14 protein-coding genes and 9 pseudogenes are annotated in these 17328 nt (G+C 48.4%); 16 read left to right on the top strand and 7 right to left on the bottom strand.

All coding sequences use genetic code 11. The annotated features are described in order from the left end of the window. Positions 1–48 precede the first annotated feature (48 nt). Positions 49–807, top strand: a pseudogene (locus ACLJRU_RS00945) (hypothetical protein); the annotation flags it as partial. A gap of 268 nt (positions 808–1075) precedes the next feature. Here the strand turns inward: ACLJRU_RS00945 and ACLJRU_RS00940 are convergent. After that, a pseudogene (locus ACLJRU_RS00940) lies at positions 1076–1222 on the bottom strand (DUF1493 family protein); the annotation flags it as partial. Position 1223: 1 nt separating this feature from the next. Between ACLJRU_RS00940 and ACLJRU_RS00935 the strand changes: the two are divergent. The 5 pseudogenes from ACLJRU_RS00935 to ACLJRU_RS00915 form a co-directional block, all read left to right on the top strand. Beyond that, positions 1224–1655: pseudogene (locus tag ACLJRU_RS00935) on the top strand (hypothetical protein); the annotation flags it as partial. Further along, a pseudogene (locus tag ACLJRU_RS00930) lies at positions 1649–1777 on the top strand (MFS transporter); the annotation flags it as partial. The pseudogenes ACLJRU_RS00935 and ACLJRU_RS00930, both read left to right, overlap by 7 nt. 63 nt (positions 1778–1840) lie before the next feature. Then, positions 1841–2047: pseudogene (locus ACLJRU_RS00925) on the top strand (PhoPQ-activated protein PqaA family protein); the annotation flags it as partial. Next, positions 2048–2524, top strand: a pseudogene (locus ACLJRU_RS00920) (MFS transporter); the annotation flags it as partial. Next, positions 2499–3221 (top strand): annotated as a pseudogene (locus tag ACLJRU_RS00915) (alcohol dehydrogenase catalytic domain-containing protein); the annotation flags it as partial. The pseudogenes ACLJRU_RS00920 and ACLJRU_RS00915, both read left to right, overlap by 26 nt. Here ACLJRU_RS00915 and ACLJRU_RS00910 read toward each other — a convergent pair. Together ACLJRU_RS00910 and ACLJRU_RS00905 are read right to left on the bottom strand one after the other, a co-directional pair. Beyond that, a pseudogene (locus ACLJRU_RS00910) lies at positions 3126–3473 on the bottom strand (GntR family transcriptional regulator); the annotation flags it as partial. The pseudogenes ACLJRU_RS00915 and ACLJRU_RS00910 sit on opposite strands and share 96 nt — an antisense overlap. Positions 3474–3518: 45 nt before the next feature. Further along, positions 3519–4609, bottom strand: a pseudogene (locus ACLJRU_RS00905) (choloylglycine hydrolase family protein). Between the two features lie 428 nt (positions 4610–5037). On the opposite strand from ACLJRU_RS00905, the gene ACLJRU_RS00900 reads away from it, so the two are divergent. Genes ACLJRU_RS00900 through hypA form a run of 9 tightly spaced genes read left to right on the top strand, consistent with a single transcriptional unit; the run spans position 5038 to position 12268 of the window. Then, on the top strand, positions 5038–6141 hold the full coding sequence (locus ACLJRU_RS00900; RefSeq protein ID WP_001194448.1) for a hydrogenase small subunit: 1104 nt from the start codon (positions 5038–5040) through the stop codon (positions 6139–6141). A 2-nt stretch (positions 6142–6143) separates the two neighbouring features. After that, complete coding sequence (locus ACLJRU_RS00895) at positions 6144–7946, top strand: nickel-dependent hydrogenase large subunit (protein ID WP_000331200.1); 1803 nt, start codon at positions 6144–6146, stop codon at positions 7944–7946. Then, positions 7897–8640 carry a Ni/Fe-hydrogenase, b-type cytochrome subunit gene (gene cybH, locus ACLJRU_RS00890; protein ID WP_000924456.1) on the top strand — a complete coding sequence of 248 codons (744 nt, stop codon included), beginning with the start codon at positions 7897–7899 and terminating at the stop codon, positions 8638–8640. The genes ACLJRU_RS00895 and cybH overlap by 50 nt, the downstream gene beginning before the upstream one ends. 5 nt (positions 8641–8645) lie before the next feature. Further along, positions 8646–9254, top strand: a complete 609-nt coding sequence (gene hybD / locus ACLJRU_RS00885; RefSeq protein ID WP_000852664.1) for a HyaD/HybD family hydrogenase maturation endopeptidase — start codon at positions 8646–8648, stop codon at positions 9252–9254. Further along, positions 9254–9553 carry a HypC/HybG/HupF family hydrogenase formation chaperone gene (gene hypC, locus ACLJRU_RS00880; protein WP_038393991.1) on the top strand — a complete coding sequence of 100 codons (300 nt, stop codon included), beginning with the start codon at positions 9254–9256 and terminating at the stop codon, positions 9551–9553. The genes hybD and hypC overlap by 1 nt, the downstream gene beginning before the upstream one ends. Next, positions 9550–9960, top strand: coding sequence for a hydrogenase (locus ACLJRU_RS00875; RefSeq protein ID WP_000155985.1), 411 nt, complete (start codon positions 9550–9552; stop codon positions 9958–9960). Before hypC ends, ACLJRU_RS00875 begins: the two co-directional genes overlap by 4 nt. A 17-nt stretch (positions 9961–9977) precedes the next feature. Beyond that, positions 9978–11039, top strand: coding sequence for a hydrogenase expression/formation C-terminal domain-containing protein (locus ACLJRU_RS00870; protein ID WP_001109927.1), 1062 nt, complete (start codon positions 9978–9980; stop codon positions 11037–11039). Next, positions 11027–11914 (top strand): ATP/GTP-binding protein, encoded by an 888-nt coding sequence (locus ACLJRU_RS00865; RefSeq protein WP_001189401.1) that lies wholly within the window; start codon positions 11027–11029, stop codon positions 11912–11914. The genes ACLJRU_RS00870 and ACLJRU_RS00865 overlap by 13 nt, the downstream gene beginning before the upstream one ends. Before the next feature lie 12 nt (positions 11915–11926). Then, the gene (hypA, locus tag ACLJRU_RS00860) at positions 11927–12268 is read left to right on the top strand and encodes a hydrogenase maturation nickel metallochaperone HypA (protein ID WP_000544772.1); all 342 of its coding nucleotides are present in this window, start codon (positions 11927–11929) and stop codon (positions 12266–12268) included. 140 nt (positions 12269–12408) lie between these two features. Here the strand turns inward: hypA and ompC are convergent, their stop codons facing one another. Beyond that, positions 12409–13527 (bottom strand): porin OmpC, encoded by a 1119-nt coding sequence (ompC, locus tag ACLJRU_RS00855; RefSeq protein WP_000758335.1) that lies wholly within the window; start codon positions 13525–13527, stop codon positions 12409–12411. A 716-nt stretch (positions 13528–14243) separates the two neighbouring features. Between ompC and ACLJRU_RS00850 the strand changes: the two genes are divergently transcribed. Then, a complete protein-coding gene (locus ACLJRU_RS00850; RefSeq protein WP_000513122.1) occupies positions 14244–14786 on the top strand; it encodes a YybH family protein in 543 nt (180 codons plus the stop codon). Positions 14787–14841: 55 nt separating this feature from the next. Here ACLJRU_RS00850 and ACLJRU_RS00845 read toward each other — a convergent pair whose 3' ends face one another. From ACLJRU_RS00845 to glsB, 3 genes are all read right to left on the bottom strand, one after another. After that, a complete protein-coding gene (locus tag ACLJRU_RS00845) occupies positions 14842–15756 on the bottom strand; it encodes a bestrophin family protein (protein WP_023236672.1) in 915 nt (304 codons plus the stop codon). 256 nt (positions 15757–16012) lie between these two features. After that, complete coding sequence (locus ACLJRU_RS00840; RefSeq protein ID WP_000992451.1) at positions 16013–16372, bottom strand: DUF4186 domain-containing protein; 360 nt, start codon at positions 16370–16372, stop codon at positions 16013–16015. After that, positions 16372–17298 (bottom strand): glutaminase B, encoded by a 927-nt coding sequence (glsB, locus tag ACLJRU_RS00835; protein WP_000312240.1) that lies wholly within the window; start codon positions 17296–17298, stop codon positions 16372–16374. Before glsB ends, ACLJRU_RS00840 begins: the two co-directional genes overlap by 1 nt. Between the last annotated feature and the right edge of the window lie 30 nt (positions 17299–17328).

Genomic DNA, 17328 nt, shown 5'->3' with positions numbered 1-17328 from the left:
ATAAGAACCACTACACTGGGAAATCGTTGCGTGGTGGTTCGGAGATAGATGATGAGTAGTATTACAAAAAGCATACAGAATGAATATGTTTTATTGATGGAAAACGCTTTTTCTGAAAAATATAAATATGCATTTAGAAATTTAGAACTGAAAGAATTACGTAGATTCATCCTGAAAGAGCTAATTAGCTCTCCCGAGTTAGATAATCAACTTACAAACCTAATGGTGTTGCTAAATAAATTTTGGGATACTCACGCCGCGGCGCTTATAACAGAAGTGCGGGCGTCTAAAAGCTATCGATTATTACTTCCAATTCAACGATTTGGTTATAACATATCTAATCATCTTAGATCGCTGGGGATTTATTTTGATAGCATCATAATGGTTGATCCATTACACTTTCCTTCTCTTAGCTCTCTGCATTCATTTTTGTCATTGCCACCAGATAATAGTTATGTCCGCATGCGCAGATTGGTATTACTTGAACATGTTTCCAATCTATTTCGCGCCATCCCATTTATGACTATTGATGATGATTATCCAATTTTTCTAATCGTTCCTGAATTACTGGATTTTGATAAAGAACGCAATCATGAACAATCTGCCGCTTTTCTAAGTCAGCTCTTTTTTAAAGATAGAAAAATAGATTACGCTACTTATTTAGCGTTTCTTGAGCACTTTGGGAGAAATGAAGAAACATTCCAGAAGATCCTAATAAATAAAGAATTATTAAAAAAATTGCTTAATAATTTCAATAACATCGAAAAAGAAGTCTGGGTTTACGATACAGATTTAAAGAGTAAAACCTGCGCGACGAACCGGTCACAGTGGCCGGTTTTTTTATGCCTGCGTGGCGTGTGCTGCGTGAAATCGTGTGCAGGATAAGCGGGTGCAAATCAACAGAATTCGCGCAGCGTCACGGCAGGGAAGGGATCAAACTTATGGGCCAGAAGTTTTTTGACATACACGAATCCAGCCGCTTTAACATGTCTTTTAAATATTCTGGTGAATTTAACATAATATACATTATATGCACCATAATAGCGGAAGGCGAAAAGCAGCCCCCCAGCGTGAATCAGTCATACAACCAGCGACCAGCCCTGGCAGACGCAATGAGCATACCTATAGTGAAATCCGGCACCTGAGGAATATCGTTTTTGCGAAACGGATTAAGCAAATGCTTTAGCGGTGGTTCTGGCGGATAGTATGTTGTGATCGAGAAAGGAGAAGAACTTCTCGATAGCTATGAACAGGAACGCCGCCCGGTAGCCGAATCACTGCTCCACCTTTCTACCCGATTACTTGACTCTCAAAAACAGGGTGGCATCAAACGAGAACGCGACGTTCAACAACTTGACATCCAGTATACCAACTCCCCCTTAGCCCACACGTTGCCCGAACGTCAGCATGGGTTACAAGCGGGAGAAAGAGCTCCGGATGCTCCTCTTTTGGGCGCCGGCGGCCAATCATTACGATTATTTCAGTTACTCCAGGGTCCGGACTGGAATCTGTTGGCCTACGAAACCCACGGTAAGGTCATCGATGCGCGGCGAGGCCTGCGTATTCATCACATTGGCGAGCAGGACGAGCTCATCGATACCCTGGGGCACTTCCGGGAGTCCTATCATCTGGCCCTGGGTCAATGCGTGCTGATCGCGTTGGCCGCAAGCGAATACTGATTGTCACGCTGGCTATTGCGGCGATAAGTTTACTATTACTCGCCAACGCGCAATGTATCCTATTTATCCTGCTCGCCCGCACGCTTTTTGGCATTAGTTAGGTTGGGTGAGCCAATATTTTTCGGAGCGAAAGCTAATTATCCTCATCTTCGCCCTTCTTTGTACTTGATATTGATGCTTCACTTGAGCATATTTATCAATCATACGGTGGAAATTGGCCCATTACATTCTACCCCTACTACCAGCAAGGCATAGATGAGAAAATAAAATCCCCCACATTTACCCAACTAAGGCAAATAATAGATCCGTTAAGATATCTCAATACTATTTATCAACCCCGCCTTGCAATACCGAAATATATTATTAATATTCCCTGGGTCATCGGCGCCATTGGTATGGTGCTCGGCGGCGTCTGTTCTGATGTAATTTATCGGATTACCGGTAATGCTCTGCTCTCACGTCGACTTATTCTGGGCGTATGTCTGGCAGGCGCGGCGGTATGTGTTGCCGTTTCCGGTACCGTTAGCACTATTGGTAGCGCAATTACGCTCATGTCAGTTTCACTCTTCCTGCTCTATTTAACGGGCCCAATTTATTGGGCGGTTATTCAGGATGTTGTTCATAAAGATAAGGTAGAGAGCGTCGGCGGAGCCATGCATGGCCTGGCTAATATATCCGGCATTATCGGTCCGCTTGTCACCGGTTTTATCGTTCAATTTAGCGGTAAATATGACTATGCGTTCTATCTGGCTGGTGCTATCGCTATCGTTTCAAGCCTGTTGGTCTTCGTGTTTGTAAAAAGTAAAGGATTCAAAGCCAATGAAAGTCAAAGCTGTGTTCATTAATAAGCCTGGTGAAGTTGAAACCCGCTGGGTGGATTATCCCCATAAGAAAGAAAATGAAGTATTAATTAAGGTTGATGCTGCAGGCATTTGCGGATCGGATATCGGGGCTTTTCGTGGAACGAACCCACTGGTTACTTACCCAAGAATTATTGGGCATGAAGTGACCGGAATTGTTCTTCAGGAAGGCGCCGGAATGCCAGACAATATTAAAAAAGGCGACCGCGTGATTGTTGACCCTTATATTTATTGTGGTCACTGCTACCCTTGCTCTGTCGGCAGAACTAACTGTTGTGAAAATTTAAACGTCATTGGCGTGCATGTCGATGGCGCAATGCAGGAGGTGGTTACTCATCCCGCACATTTAATTCATAAAATACCAGATAATGTACCTTCTGAAATGGCGCCGCTGGCAGAACCGCTGACCATCGCACTGCACGCGCTGCACCGGGCAAACGTTAAGGCCGGGGAATATGTTGCCATCATCGGCGCGGGGGCCATTGGTCTTATGGCGGCATTAAGCGCGCGTCATTACAAGGCAACGCCTATTCTGATCGATATTGTGGAAGAAAGGCTACGCTATGCGCAAAAGCTTGGCGTTCCTTATGTGCTGAACGCCGCTGACGATCAGGTTATCGACGCTATTAAAAATATCACCCACGGCACCATGGCGCAGGTCGTGATAGGCGCGGCTCACGCCAAGCTGTTTTGCCAGTTCGCGTTCTGGCGGTAAAAAAGTTCCCAGGGGAAAAATATTATCATTGATCAGCTTAATGATGAGGTTGGCTATCTTCTGATAGAGCCTCTCCTGCCTGACCTCAGGTATAACCATGCGCCCTCCAATCCATATCCAGGGGATTTTGAATGGATTTAGCATACCATCCTGGCGCTGGTGATCGTGATAATTAATTACCGTGCATGATAAAGAGAAGCAACCGCCGGTAGTCTCCATTACCTTCGCCGAGACTACCGGGGAAACTAAACCGAGACGAGCGATTTATCCTTTGACGTTGATTTTCTCGAACACGGGCGCTGTCGCGTTCTTAAACTGAGAAAGAGACCAGGTTTTATAGTTGATATCATTGTAGCCGCGCACCATCATCTCACCGTGCGTTAAGTCAGACAGCGTTGTCCAGACCGTATATTCTGAGACCGGTTTGCGGGTGGCGTTGCCTTCCCCTTCACTCCCCATATAGTCAACCGTAATATTTTTCGGACGATCGAAACGGCTCATAATATGTGCAAGCGTATTCATTGCGTCGTGGGCGGATGTCGCTTGCGGCGCATATGTGGTGTAATAAACGCCGCGTATAAAACGGGAAACCGACGTATCGGACGATGGCAAGTCTGCAATAGCAATCCCGCTATCAGGCTGCATCACTTTATCCCGCCCAATGTGCCTGAAGAGCGGTCCACATTGGTTAATTGCGTATAATTATTCAGATTTGTCAGATGCCAGGGGAATGCGGGACCATTTGTCATCACGCGAGTGGGATTGTCATAGACATGGAATTTGCCATTTTCCACTTCAACGACAATGCTCCCTCCTTTCTTGTCGTAAAACGCGTAATGAAATGGCGATTTCAGATCGCCAAACCGATGCAGTTCCGGTGACCAGAATTTGCCCTCTTTTATTGCCTGTTTTACCTCGCCGACAGTAGCAAAACGGGCCAGCGCCCATTCTCCCAACGAGGTGACAGGAATTGCCTGTTTATATTCACTCGCAGGCAATGGCGGCAACTGCGCATTCATGATCATGTTTTCACTAAATGACAATCCCGCGCTATTCATGCCTTCAAGTATGTCTCTGCTATCGCCATCAGTAATGGTGGAAGTAATGGCCAGTATCGGATACTTCGCCTGATAGCTTATCCCCTGGCTGCCATCCGGCGTTTTTTTATCAAACTGTGTTCCCGCCGGGTAATACGTTAACCACGAGGGTAAATCCTGCATATACTCCAGCGTACGCCCATGAAAAATATCGCCTTGTTTATCCTGAATAGCAAGGGTTGTGCAGGCCTGTGCAGCCAGGGCGTATGAAAACAGCGCCGGAGCGATAAATAACATTGTTTTACTTTTGTTCATCATGCTCTCCTTGTTTGTAAAATGGATTGGACGAATATATTAAATTAAACCTATCAATGGTTATGCGGCACGTAATTAATTGTGATCTTATTTTACAAGCTAATAAATTTAACTGACGGGTTTAAAGGAGAGTTAAACAGAGCGAGCTAACATGAAAACGCGTTATCCGTGTGACCATTTAAAAAAATCCCATCATGTTATAAATAAAAAACACGGTTTCTTATCAACATTAAGAGATGCCATCACAACGCTATATTTACTCAACATCACCAATAACATTAAATTAATTTATGTTTTTGAGTAATGTGAGTAGCACACATGTAATCAGTTGTTACGAATTAGAAACATAATTGCTACTAAAACACGTTGAGAAAGACAAGAAATGCAACATATGATGCCCACACTAACTATAGTGGTTTGGGATAAACGTTATGCAAACACAAGATACATTTTATCAAGTTATGCGTAGACACGGCGTGACAAGGCGTAGCTTCCTCAAGTTTTGCAGCCTTACCGCAACGTCTTTAGGCCTGAGCAGTTCGATGATTCCTCAAATAGCTTATGCCCTGGAGAATAAACCGCGTACGCCAGTGATATGGCTGCATGGTCTTGAATGTACCTGCTGTACCGAATCTTTCATTCGCTCTGCGCACCCGTTGGCAAAAGATGCCATTTTGTCGCTCATTTCCCTGGATTATGACGACACCATTATGGCCGCCGCAGGGCAACAAGCCGAGCAGGCGTTGGCGGATGTGATGCGTGAGTACAAAGGAAATTATATCGTTGCCGTGGAAGGTAACGCGCCGCTGAATGAAGATGGGATGTTTTGCATACTGGCTGGCGAGCCGTTCCTGGAGAAGTTAAAACGCGTCAGCGCGGATGCTAAAGCGATTATCGCCTGGGGGTCCTGCGCATCATGGGGCTGCGTGCAGGCAGCCCGTCCCAACCCAACTAAAGCCACGCCGGTTCACAAATTAATTACCGATAAACCCATTATTAAAGTGCCAGGCTGCCCGCCTATACCTGAAGTGATGTCCGCCGTTATCACCTATATGCTGGCATTTGATCGCATCCCTCCCCTTGATCGTCTTGGACGACCAAAAATGTTTTATGGCCAGCGAATTCATGACAAATGTTACCGACGCGCGCATTTCGATGCCGGTCAGTTTGTGGAAGCGTGGGATGACGAAGGCGCCAGAAAAGGGTATTGCCTGTACAAGATGGGCTGTAAAGGCCCGACCACCTATAACGCCTGTTCAACCGTTCGCTGGAATGATGGCGTGTCTTTTCCTATCCAGTCGGGTCATGGATGCCTCGGATGTTCGGAAGATGGATTCTGGGATTACGGTTCTTTTTACAGCCGGGCAACGGGCATTCCGCAAACCGGCATTGAAGCTACCGCCGATAAAATCGGACTGGGCGTTGCCGGCGTCGCGGGCGCTGCCGCCATCGCTCACGCCACGGTGAGCGCCATAAAACACGCCCGCAATAAAAACAACACGTCATCAGAAAACGCTCCGGAAGAGAAAAAATAATTATGGCATATCCTTATCAGACTCAGGGTTTTACGCTGGACAATAGCGGACGGCGAATTGTGGTCGATCCGGTTACTCGCATCGAAGGGCATATGCGTTGCGAAGTGAATATCGACAGTAATAATGTCATTACTAACGCCGTGTCGACCGGCACCATGTGGCGCGGCCTGGAGGTTATCCTGAAAGGTCGCGATCCGCGAGACGCCTGGGCATTTGTTGAACGCATTTGCGGCGTCTGCACCGGTACACACGCTCTGACCTCAATCCGTGCCGTAGAAAATGCGCTGGGAATCGCGATTCCGGACAACGCAAACTGTATCCGTAATATGATGCAGGCTACGCTACACGTTCACGATCACCTGGTGCATTTTTATCATCTGCACGCGCTGGACTGGGTTGATGTGGTTGCCGCCCTGAAAGCCGACCCGCATCAGACCTCCGCCATCGCGCAAAGCCTTTCCGCATGGCCGCTATCCTCGCCGGGATATTTCCGCGATTTGCAAAATCGACTGAAGCGGTTTATCGAGTCCGGTCAACTTGGCCCTTTCCGTAATGGCTACTGGGGACATCCGGCGATGAAACTTCCGCCGGAAGCCAATTTGCTGGCGGTCGCCCACTATCTTGAAGCGCTCGATTTTCAAAAAGAGATCGTAAAAATTCACACCGTTTTCGGTGGTAAAAACCCGCATCCTAACTGGCTGGTGGGCGGCGTTCCTTGCGCCATCAACCTTGACGAAACGGGCGCGGTCGGCGCAGTGAATATGGAACGCCTGAACCTTGTCAGTTCCATCATCCAAAAAGCTCGCCAGTTCTGCGAACAGGTTTATCTTCCGGACGTCTTGCTGATTGCCAGTTATTACAAAGACTGGGCAAAAATCGGCGGCGGGTTATCGAGCATGAACCTGCTGGCTTATGGCGAGTTTCCGGATAACCCTAACGATTATTCCGCCAGTAATCTTCTGCTTCCGCGTGGGGCTATCATTAACGGTCGTTTCGACGAAATTCATCCTGTCGATTTAACCGCCCCCGATGAGATTCAGGAGTTTGTCACTCACTCCTGGTATACCTATGGTAACGGCAATAACGATAAGGGCCTGCATCCCTGGGATGGTCTGACCGAACCGCAACTGGTCATGGGCGAACACTATAAAGGCACAAAAACTTTTATCGAACAGGTGGATGAGTCCGCTAAATATTCATGGATTAAATCGCCGCGCTGGAAGGGACATGCGATGGAGGTAGGTCCGCTGGCGCGTTATCTGATTGGATATCATCAAAATAAACCGGAATTTAAAGAGCCCGTGGATCAACTGCTGAGTGTATTAAAGCTGCCTAAAGAAGCGCTCTTTTCTACATTAGGACGTACTGCCGCGCGTGCGCTGGAATCCGTATGGGCAGGCAATACGCTGCAATATTTCTTCGATCGTCTGATGCGTAACCTCAAGTCCGGCGATACGGCGACGGCAAACGTCACGCTCTGGGAACCCGATACCTGGCCTACATCGGCAAAAGGCGTTGGTTTCAGCGAGGCGCCGCGTGGCGCGCTGGGGCACTGGATAAAAATTGAAAATCAGAAAATCGACAGCTATCAGTGTGTGGTACCGACAACCTGGAATGCCGGGCCACGTGACGATAAAGGTCAAATTGGCGCGTACGAAGCGGCGTTAATGGGGACTAAACTCGCCGTTCCCGATCAACCATTGGAGATTTTACGTACTCTGCACAGCTTCGATCCCTGCCTGGCCTGCTCCACCCATGTTATTGATAATCATGGAGGGGAGCTGGTCAGGGTTCAGGTACGATGACGACGATTCGGAGGTCTCAATGCATCTCAAAGAAATAACCAGCCAGGGGTACTATATCTATGAAGCTCCGGTCCGTTTATGGCACTGGATCACGGCGTTATCCATTGTCGTCCTGGCTGTTACAGGATATTTCATTGGCCGCCCCCTGCCATCGATTCAAGGTGAAGCGACCTTTATGTTTTGGATGGGCTGGATACGACTGATCCATTTTACCACGGCGTATATTTTTACTGTCGCGCTGCTGTTTCGTATTTACTGGGCATGTGTCGGCAATGAGTACGCCAGGGAGATGTTTCTGGTTCCGTTCTGGCGCCGCGCCTGGCGCAAAGGCGTTATCAGCGAAATCCGCTGGTATTTTTTCCTCGAAAAAGAGGCCCATCGTTACTATGGACATAATCCGGTAGCGGGACTGGCGGTAATGTTCTATTTCTGGATGTCCGTACTGATGGTGTGTAGCGGCTTTGCGCTCTATGGCGAAGGACTTGGAACAGACAGTTGGGCGTATCAATGGTTTGGCTGGATGATTCGCCTGACTGGCAACGATAGCCTCGCGCTGCATTTCTGGCACCGGCTGGGCATGTGGTTCATTATCGCCTTCGTCATTGCGCATGTTTATACCGCTATCCGCGAAGACATTATGAGCCGACAAAGCGTGATTTCCGTCATGATAAGCGGCTGGCGCTGGTTCAGGTGATAACAATGGCAGAAGTAACAATCTTAGGGCTTGGCAACCTGCTTTGGGCAGATGAAGGGTTCGGCGTCAGAGCGGCGGAAAAGCTGTTTGAACAGTATGCCGATAACGAGAAAGTTGACGTTGTTGATGGCGGTACGCAGGGGCTGGCGCTGCTGCCCTGGCTGCAACAGACCGAAAAACTGTTAATCATGGATGCTATCGATTTTGGTATGGCGCCAGGTTCGCTGGCGATGTTTCGTGATGAACAGGTTCCCGCCTATCTGACGGCGAAAAAACTCAGTTTACATCAGACCAGTTTTTCTGAAGTGCTGGCATTGCTGCAATTAACCGGCGGCCAGTTATCGGAGATTGTGCTGATTGGCGTGCAGCCAGAATGTCTGGATGACTATGGCGGGAGTCTTACGCCGCAGGTAAAGGCGCAACTGATGCCTGCGGTCTATCTCGCGCAGGAAGTGCTGGCGCAATGGGGTATCACCGCCTCTTCAGCGGCCTTGCCCACTGAAAGACTCAATCATTACAGCCTGTGTATGGAACGCTACGAAGATGAACGCCCAGATGCGCAAAGCGCTTGCCGGGTCGGCGATATTCGGGTGCTACAGAGAGAGAAATCATAATGTGTATCGGCGTTCCTGTGCAGGTTATTTCACCCGGTCAGTGGTTCGCCAAATGCCGCGACCGACACGGCGAGCTTATCAACGTTGATATTCGGCTTGTGGCTCCCCCCTTAGCAGGCGCATGGCTGCTGACATTTGGCGGCGCAGCACGACGAGAAATGGACGAAGCGGAAGCCGCTGAGGTACTGGCGGCGCTGGACTCACTGGAACAGGCCATGCTCACGCAAAGCGATCCGCTGACCGGTTTTGCCGATTTATTGTCTCGCACGCCTGAATTACCGGAGCATTTAAAAAAATGACTATCTCACCCCAAAATCCTGTTTGTCCACTGGCGGATAAAGGCTTTCTGGTTACCGATGCGCAAACGCTCCCGTCGTTGATTAATGCGCATCCGACTGTGCTGGTTTTGCTGCAAAGCGACCCCAACAAACATCCGGAAGTCGCCGACAGTTGGGTCATCATCCCGGAGATCCTCAAGCAATTTCCGGCGACGTCTTATACCGCGGCATTTGCGGATAGCGAACAGAGTGAACTGATCGCCCGGGAGTATCGCATTCTGAAATATCCGGCGCTGCTTTTCTTTCGCCAGCACCGTTTTGTCGGCAGTCTGGCGGGATTATATAGCTGGCAAGAATACTCTCAGCGGGTGGCCGCATTGCTGACCACACCGGGCTATCGTCAGGATATTCCCGTTATCACGCAATAGAATGAAAGGTAACACACGTGAATTATTCCAGAACTATTCCAGTCGTTAATATTGCCGGACCAGGCTCGCAGCCAGAAGAGGAAGACTTTAACTTTCTTCCTATCCCCGCCGGCATTAATCTCCCGCTGACGCCGGTTTTACCGGAACAGGCGCTGCCCGCTGAGCTCCGTGTTGCCAGACACATCCTGACTACGCTTATTCGCGATATGGATAACCCAGTGGCAACGCTCCCCTTTCCTCTGAGCTATAAGCTGAATGCCACTGAGCAACAGAATAGCGGTTTATTGGATCAACTGCTCGGCGAAGGTGAAATCTCCGCCCGGGTACTATTATCCGATGGAAAAGAACAGCGTATTCAGGAGACGGTTTTTACGGGCGTCTGGCGTGTGCGTGAATATAACGCTGACCAGCAACGGGTTGCCGATGAAATTATCATTGGCCCGATCCCAGAGAGCATCTGGCAGACGCATCCGCAGCCGCCGATTACGCCAGAATTGCCGCCACAACCGGCGGGATTGATGAATGGTGCCTTTATCGCGCATGAAATAGCCGAGCGCGTAAAACAGCCGGTAAAAGAGCCGCATATCATTAACTTAACGCTGTTGCCAGTAAACGATGCCGATCGCGAGTATCTGGATCATTTTTTAGGCGAAGGTTGTAGCGCTATTTTTTCACGCGGATATGGTAAATGCCGGATTGTAAGCACGCATTTTCCCGGCGTATGGCGGGTCAATTATTTCAATGATATGAACACATTACTGCAAGATATGATTGAGATAGCGGACATTCCTGATATCGCCGTTGCAGGCATCGATGATATCGAAGATGCCTACGCGGGGCTAAAAAATACGTTGGAATGGTTGAAAGAATACCCGGTTACAGAAAATGAGCCAGTGGTGCGCATGGAGTGCAAAGTATGTTGGTGGGTTTACGACCCTGCGCTGGGCGATGACGTATGGCAAATTCCACCCGGTGTGCCCTTCAGCCAGTTACCTGATTACTGGTGCTGTCCGGTTTGCGAAACCAGTAAGTCCGGGTTTATGGTGATCGATGAAGGTAATAGTTCGTGCAAAGATTGACCGTCTATTCTCACCCGCTACGGATTATCTGGCAGGAGGCGCCGATCGGTCGTTTGTTACAGGGCGCAACGCCGGTATACGCAAAAACGCTTATTTCACGTTTGTTTACGTTGTGCGCTCAGGCGCACAGCGCGGCGGCGGCTTTACTGTTGTTTCCTGAAAAGAAGCCAGATATGCAGGCCGCACAACAAGAGCTGGCGCGAGAAACGCTCCGTCGCGCGTTGACAGACTGGCTCCCCCTGTTTAGCCACCGACAGGCAACCGCTGAAGAATGGGCGTTGTTACGTCGCGGAGAGTTATCCCCGCTGGCAAGCACAATCTTTTTTGACGATGATCCTCAGACCTGGCTTGCCGCTGGCGTAAAGGGCTGGGAAGCCTGGTTTTTGCAAGAGCGTTCTGAAACCGCCCGCTGGCTGGCGGCAGTACAGAATATCATTACACCTACACTACCGATGGCATCGTCCCCGGACCATACGTTAATAACCCATGGTCCCCTGGATGTCTCGCCTCTGGCTATCGAATATCCGCTGCTGTCAGCCTGTTGTCTTAGCGGTAAAACGACTGCGCTACGTCTGCTGGCCCGCTGCATTACGCTCGCCCGAAGTTTGAGCGCCCTTCCCACCCTGCGCTGGAATCGTTTTGATGATGGCGAATGGAAAATAGCGGTAGTGGAAACCGCGCGAGGATGGTTAGTTCATCAGGCCAGACTGACGACGTCAGGCAATATTCTTGATTACCGTATTATCTCGCCTACCACACGTCACGCCCAACCTGACGGCGTCATTGCTCGCGAACTGGCCACTATTCCACTCTCATTGTGGTCGCAACAGTTACAGGTAATTGATCCTTGTGTCGCCGTAAATATTGTTGAATGAAGGAGCTGGCCCATGCATGAATTAGCCCTGGCGCAAAATATTATCGAATTGCTGGAGGAACAGGCAGTAAATCACCAGTTCAGCAAGGTAAAGCAAGTCTGGCTGGAGATTGGCGTTATGGCCTGTGTTGAGGTGCCGGCGCTGCATTTTGGCCTGGACGTCGCCGCTCGTCATACCCTTGCTGACAATGCGCGTTTCCACATTACTATCGCACCGGCGCAAGGTTGGTGTCTGTCCTGTAATCAACCCTTCACCTCTCAAACATCCACACTCTGTTGTCCCTTTTGTCATTCAGGCAAAGTGCAGATAGATGACAGTAGCAGAATGCGCATTCGCGAGATCGAAGTCGAATAGTCAACGAATAGGCAATAAAAAAGGACGCCAGAAGCGTCCTGAAATAATAAAAGAATAAATTAACAATAATAAAGGTTAAGCAGTGACCCAGTTTTGGGAAAAGGAGGGTATCCCTAAACTGTCTTAATCAGCAAGTTTTATCAAAACTCGTAGACTAAGCCGAGCGCCACGGTGTTGTCTGTATTAGGATTCGATGGGTTGCCATCTTTTAGCAGATTGATTTTGTAGTCAACATACGCGGACATATTTTTATTGAAGTAGTAATAGGAACCCACATCAATATATTTCACAAGGTCGAACGAACCCAGTCCATCAACATCATTGGCTCTGGATTGCAGGAATGCCAGTGACGGGCGTAAGCCATTATCAAATTGATATTGCCCTACCATTTCCCAGTTATCGGTTTTATGTGCAAAGCCGCCCAATGTATCGCCCATATAGGTCATATCATAAGTGCGGGTATAGTTTGCCGCCAGGTAAATATTATTGGCATCATACTTCACGCCGCCAGTCCAGGCTTCAGCGCGGTCGCCATTGTCGTATTTATCTTGCGTCATCTGATCAAGCGTGCGTTTGGAACTGGTATAGGCTGCCCCCAGGCTCACCCCCATGCCCAAATCATATGTAGCTGATGCCCCGAAACCATCGCCATTCTGGTACGCGATACTTTTTCTGGCATTATTACTTAAAGGATCGCCTTCTTTCGACAGGCCGTCATTTTTACCCTGATACTGCAACGCAATATTCAGACCATCAACCAGACCAAAGAAATCATTATTGCGATAAGTCAGAACGCCATTCGCGCGTCCGGTCATAAAATTATCGGAAGCTTCATACGAATCATTACCAAATTCAGGCAGTACGTCAGTCCATGAACCAATGTCGTATAACACGCCATAGTTACGACCATAATCAACAGACCCCATATCGGCAAATGCCAAACCAGCAAAACCGAGACGCGTCCAGCTTTGCGGGGAACCGCTGGAGTCACCATCTTCCGGACGATTGGCGTTGACCTGATACTCCCACTGTCCAAAACCGGTTAGTTGATCGGTAATTTGAGTCTCGCCTTTAATACCCATACGGATATAAGATTGATCGCCATCCGTACTATGATTACTGGAAAAATAATGCAGGCCGTCGACCTTGCCATACAAATCCAGTTTATTGCCATCCTTGTTATAGATTTCTGCTGCGTTGGCGGCTCCAGCCATCATTACGGCTGCGGCTACCGCAGATAACACCACTACTTTTTTCATTTTATATGCCTTATTTGTCTTATTTTTGGACTTTCCGCAAAGCCTGCTCGCGGAACTGTCCAGGACAATATCACTAACAATTACCGTGCGTTAAGTTTCAAAGTGTAATATTAGCTTGCTATGTATTAGTGATGTTAAAATGCAAGTTAAGCATGACTACATCAATGATATGCCCTGTTTTCTGCTGTAATAACAAGGGGGTTACCAGTAGAGAACAGGCTTACGGTCGGGGATGCCAGGGCGAGAATGGCACTGAACATTCGGCTGACATTCGGTAAGACGGAATCATAATCCAGTCAGTTGAGGCCACAGCCCTTCTTATTTTTGTGTATAATTTGTTACGTTTACATTTATTTTTAAATTAGCGTTATGAAAATATCAGTACTACTGAAATAGCACTTCTTCGCTTCGTGTATTTTTACTATGGTTAATTATCACATAGCGCAAACGGTCATTTGTGTATCACTATTCATAAGATTAACTATTTACCAGTGGTAATAAAAATAAAAGTAAGTCAATGGACAACAACAATACTGAAACTCTAAATGTTGATATTTTGAGTCATGCCGTTACAAACAAATACGATATTCTTAATTGCACTACTCCCTTTTCGGGGTAGTTTTATAGAAGGATGTTTTTTATTGTTCGTGAGCCATGCTCCTTTAGTATAAAGGTGAACGTAACAGGAAAGATAAAGCGTCTCAAAAACAGACCATATGGGTATAACTATTATGCAAAAAACGTCACTATTGTTTTCGGCCGCCGCGATAACGTTAACTCTGATGGCGTCATCGGCATCAGCGGCAACGCCAACCGCCGCACAAAATGAAGCTACGTCGACCGTTAAACAAGAAATTACAGAAGGCATTAACCGTTACCTTTATTCAATAGATAAGGCAGACCCAACGTTAGGCAAGCAGCTCTTTTATGTTTCACCGGAAACCAGTTTTATTCATCCACGCGGTCACGAACGCGGATGGTCGCAGATCGCTGAAAATTTTTATGGCACCACTATGGGTAAAACCTTCAGCAAACGCACATTAAAACTGGACGCTCCCCCTGCTATTCATGTGTATGGCAATGCCGCCGTTGCAGAGTTCGACTGGCATTTTACCGCGGTACGCCGTGATAATGGGCAGACTCAACACACGACAGGCCGCGAAAGCCAGGTGTGGGCGAAGATACCAAACACAGGATGGCGAATCGTTCATGTCCACTACTCCGGTCCAGCCAAAACCGGCGTTGGAGAAGGCTATTAAGCTTTGCTCTTCAGGTTATGGCGCAGATGAACATTCTGCGCCAGTTAAGACGAGCTCAGGTCAGTTGATAGTGCTTATCCGGTATCCGTTTTTCCGGAATATCCCTTTCATCATTCATTTGCAGTAAATCGATTTCTATCGCATTGCATATCGCATCCAGCGGTAAATCATTATTTTCAGTACCGAACGGATCTTCCAACTCTTCTGCTAACGCATCCAGCGCGATAAACGTATAAGAAATAAGCACCGAAATAAACGGTGTCATATAGTGCAGATCAACCACCAGTGCAAATGGCAACATAATGCAGAAAAGATAAACCGTACGATGCAAAATTAACGTATAGGCAAAAGGCACCGGCGTATTGGCGATGCGTTCACTGCCGGCCAACACTGACGACATATCATTTAAACGGTTGTTGAGACTATGAAATAAAATATCGGAAAGCTTTCCGCTGCGGCGGCGAATCGCCAGCCACTCTCCCATCAGCAATAAGATACGGTTAGCGGGGGAATGGGAAGCGACAACTTTCTGTAACGCCTCCTGGTCAAGATAGTTGCCCAGAACTTGCGTTTGAGGCTGTCGACGCAATGTCATACGCAAACAGTGGGCAAAAGCGATTTGTAACCGAACAAAATCCTCGATACCGCGTTCATCAGGCAAGGTTGTTTTCACCTCACGCAGTATTGAGCGTGAAGCGATCATCAACTGCCCCCACAAATGTCGGGCTTCGACGTAACGCGCATAACAGGCATTATTGCGAAACCCCAGAAAAATGGCGATAGCGACGCCCAGTATGCTAAACGGCGCAAGGGTAAACTTAATACCCAGCATTGTGTACCAGGGCAGCATGATAATAACGGCGATAGAAAGAAGAAAGTTAAGGAGCAGTCGTGAAAAGATTTTAGATAACACGGAACCATGCCAGACAAATATCAGGCGAATCCAGTGCTGTTGTGGTCTAACGATCATGATTATCTTCAGCAGGTGAAAAAGCACTGTCATTAAACGTGATCCAGATCAAGGTTGCAAGCTTCTGGCGATACACGGGTTCCCTGCCCTGTAGAACATTTTTTTGCACAGTGCTGACAGGCGTTGAAAAAAAACAACTAACTGTATGTTGTAACTAAATATGCGCTTCAGCGCATGAGATATATGACGGTCAACGGCTGCTATCAGTGGTATGAGGGTAATTTATCAGGGAAAGCGTCAGCAATGACGCGCTGCTCTACCGCTGATTCATTTGTATGACCAGCCAGTAATGGATAACGCTGACAATATACTGTTGCTGCGCTTTACTCAGCGGTTCTCCCTGAGGTATCTGGTGCCACTTCGCCAGGCACCCGCGACAGCAGGTTGCCGTCGCATGTTGCGCGATAAATACCGGATGGCCCCGCATCGGCGTTTGCTTACCATCATTCGCCGGGTGAGCTGGCGCCAGTCGCTGGGCGATAAAATCGGCGGCGTGTTTATCAATCACCTCCGCGCCTTTATCCCAGCAATATTGTCTTTCTTTTATCCCGAGACGAAAACGCGAACGAAATGTCGATCGCGCCAGGCGGGCAAAGAGCGGTTCAAGCGCATTCATCAGTATACCGAACGTCCTAACGTTTGTGTTAATTGCTCAAGCGCGGCGATACCTGCCAGAGAGTTTCCCGCAGGATCCAGCTCCGGACTCCAGACGGCAATCGCCATTTCATGCGGCACTATGGCGACAATACCGCCGCCCACGCCGGATTTAGCTGGCAATCCCACCCGCCAGGCAAACTCTCCGGCATTCTGATACATCCCGCTGGTCGCCATTAGCGCATTAATCTGCCGGGCCTGCATGGGGGTCACTACCGGCTCGTCGAGATGAAACGCCTCGCCCTGATTCGCCAGAAAGACAAACGTCCTCGCCAGTTCCATGCAACTCATTTTCAACGCACAATAGTGGAAGTAATTTTGCAACACGGTAGGCACATCATGATGAAAATTACCGAATGATTTCATCAGCCAGGCAATAGCGGCGTTACGGGCGGAATGCTCAAATTCAGAGCGCGCGACCGTAGCGTCATACGTAATATCCGATACGCCGCAAAGCGCGCGCACAACTTCCAGCATCCGCTGACGCGGCGCGCTAAGCCGGCCTTGCAACATGTCGCATACCACCAGCGCGCCCGCATTAATAAATGGATTACGCGGGATGCCTTGTTCCATCTCTAACTGAACCAACGAATTGAACGGCGAGCCGGAAGGATCTTTTCCGACGCGCTGCCAGATCTCCTCTTCCGGATAATGACGCATCGCCACCACCAGACTAAGCACTTTCGAAATAGACTGAATAGAGAAGCGTTCGTGCGCATCGCCCGCCTGATAATGCTGCCCGTCCACGGTACAAATCGCTATCCCCAGCTTTGAACCCTCGACGGACGCTAATGCCGGAATATAGTCAGCGACTTTGCCCTGGCCAATGAGGGGGCGAACGCGCTGTAAAATCGTCTCTAAAATTGCATTATCCATGGCCCAGGCCACAACATGCTCCTTGCTCGCAGGTCTGAAAAA

It is taken from the genome of Salmonella sp. SAL00653 (assembly GCF_046552515.1).
GTDB lineage: Bacteria > Pseudomonadota > Gammaproteobacteria > Enterobacterales > Enterobacteriaceae > Salmonella > Salmonella enterica.
This window is presented reverse-complemented; position numbering and strand designations above follow the sequence as displayed.

Excerpts from the sequence above, each read along its gene's own strand:
- hypC (WP_038393991.1), top strand. The coding sequence starts at position 9,254 with ATGTGTATCGGCGTTCCTGTGCAGGTTATTTCACCCGGTCAGTGGTTC.
- ompC (WP_000758335.1), bottom strand. The coding sequence starts at position 13,527 with ATGAAAAAAGTAGTGGTGTTATCTGCGGTAGCCGCAGCCGTAATGATG.
- ACLJRU_RS00875 (WP_000155985.1), top strand. The coding sequence starts at position 9,550 with ATGACTATCTCACCCCAAAATCCTGTTTGTCCACTGGCGGATAAAGGC.
- ACLJRU_RS00845 (WP_023236672.1), bottom strand. The coding sequence starts at position 15,756 with ATGATCGTTAGACCACAACAGCACTGGATTCGCCTGATATTTGTCTGG.
- ACLJRU_RS00895 (WP_000331200.1), top strand. The coding sequence starts at position 6,144 with ATGGCATATCCTTATCAGACTCAGGGTTTTACGCTGGACAATAGCGGA.
- hypA (WP_000544772.1), top strand. The coding sequence starts at position 11,927 with ATGCATGAATTAGCCCTGGCGCAAAATATTATCGAATTGCTGGAGGAA.
- hybD (WP_000852664.1), top strand. The coding sequence starts at position 8,646 with ATGGCAGAAGTAACAATCTTAGGGCTTGGCAACCTGCTTTGGGCAGAT.
- ACLJRU_RS00850 (WP_000513122.1), top strand. The coding sequence starts at position 14,244 with ATGGGTATAACTATTATGCAAAAAACGTCACTATTGTTTTCGGCCGCC.
- ACLJRU_RS00840 (WP_000992451.1), bottom strand. The coding sequence starts at position 16,372 with ATGAATGCGCTTGAACCGCTCTTTGCCCGCCTGGCGCGATCGACATTT.
- ACLJRU_RS00900 (WP_001194448.1), top strand. The coding sequence starts at position 5,038 with ATGCAAACACAAGATACATTTTATCAAGTTATGCGTAGACACGGCGTG.
- cybH (WP_000924456.1), top strand. The coding sequence starts at position 7,897 with ATGTTATTGATAATCATGGAGGGGAGCTGGTCAGGGTTCAGGTACGAT.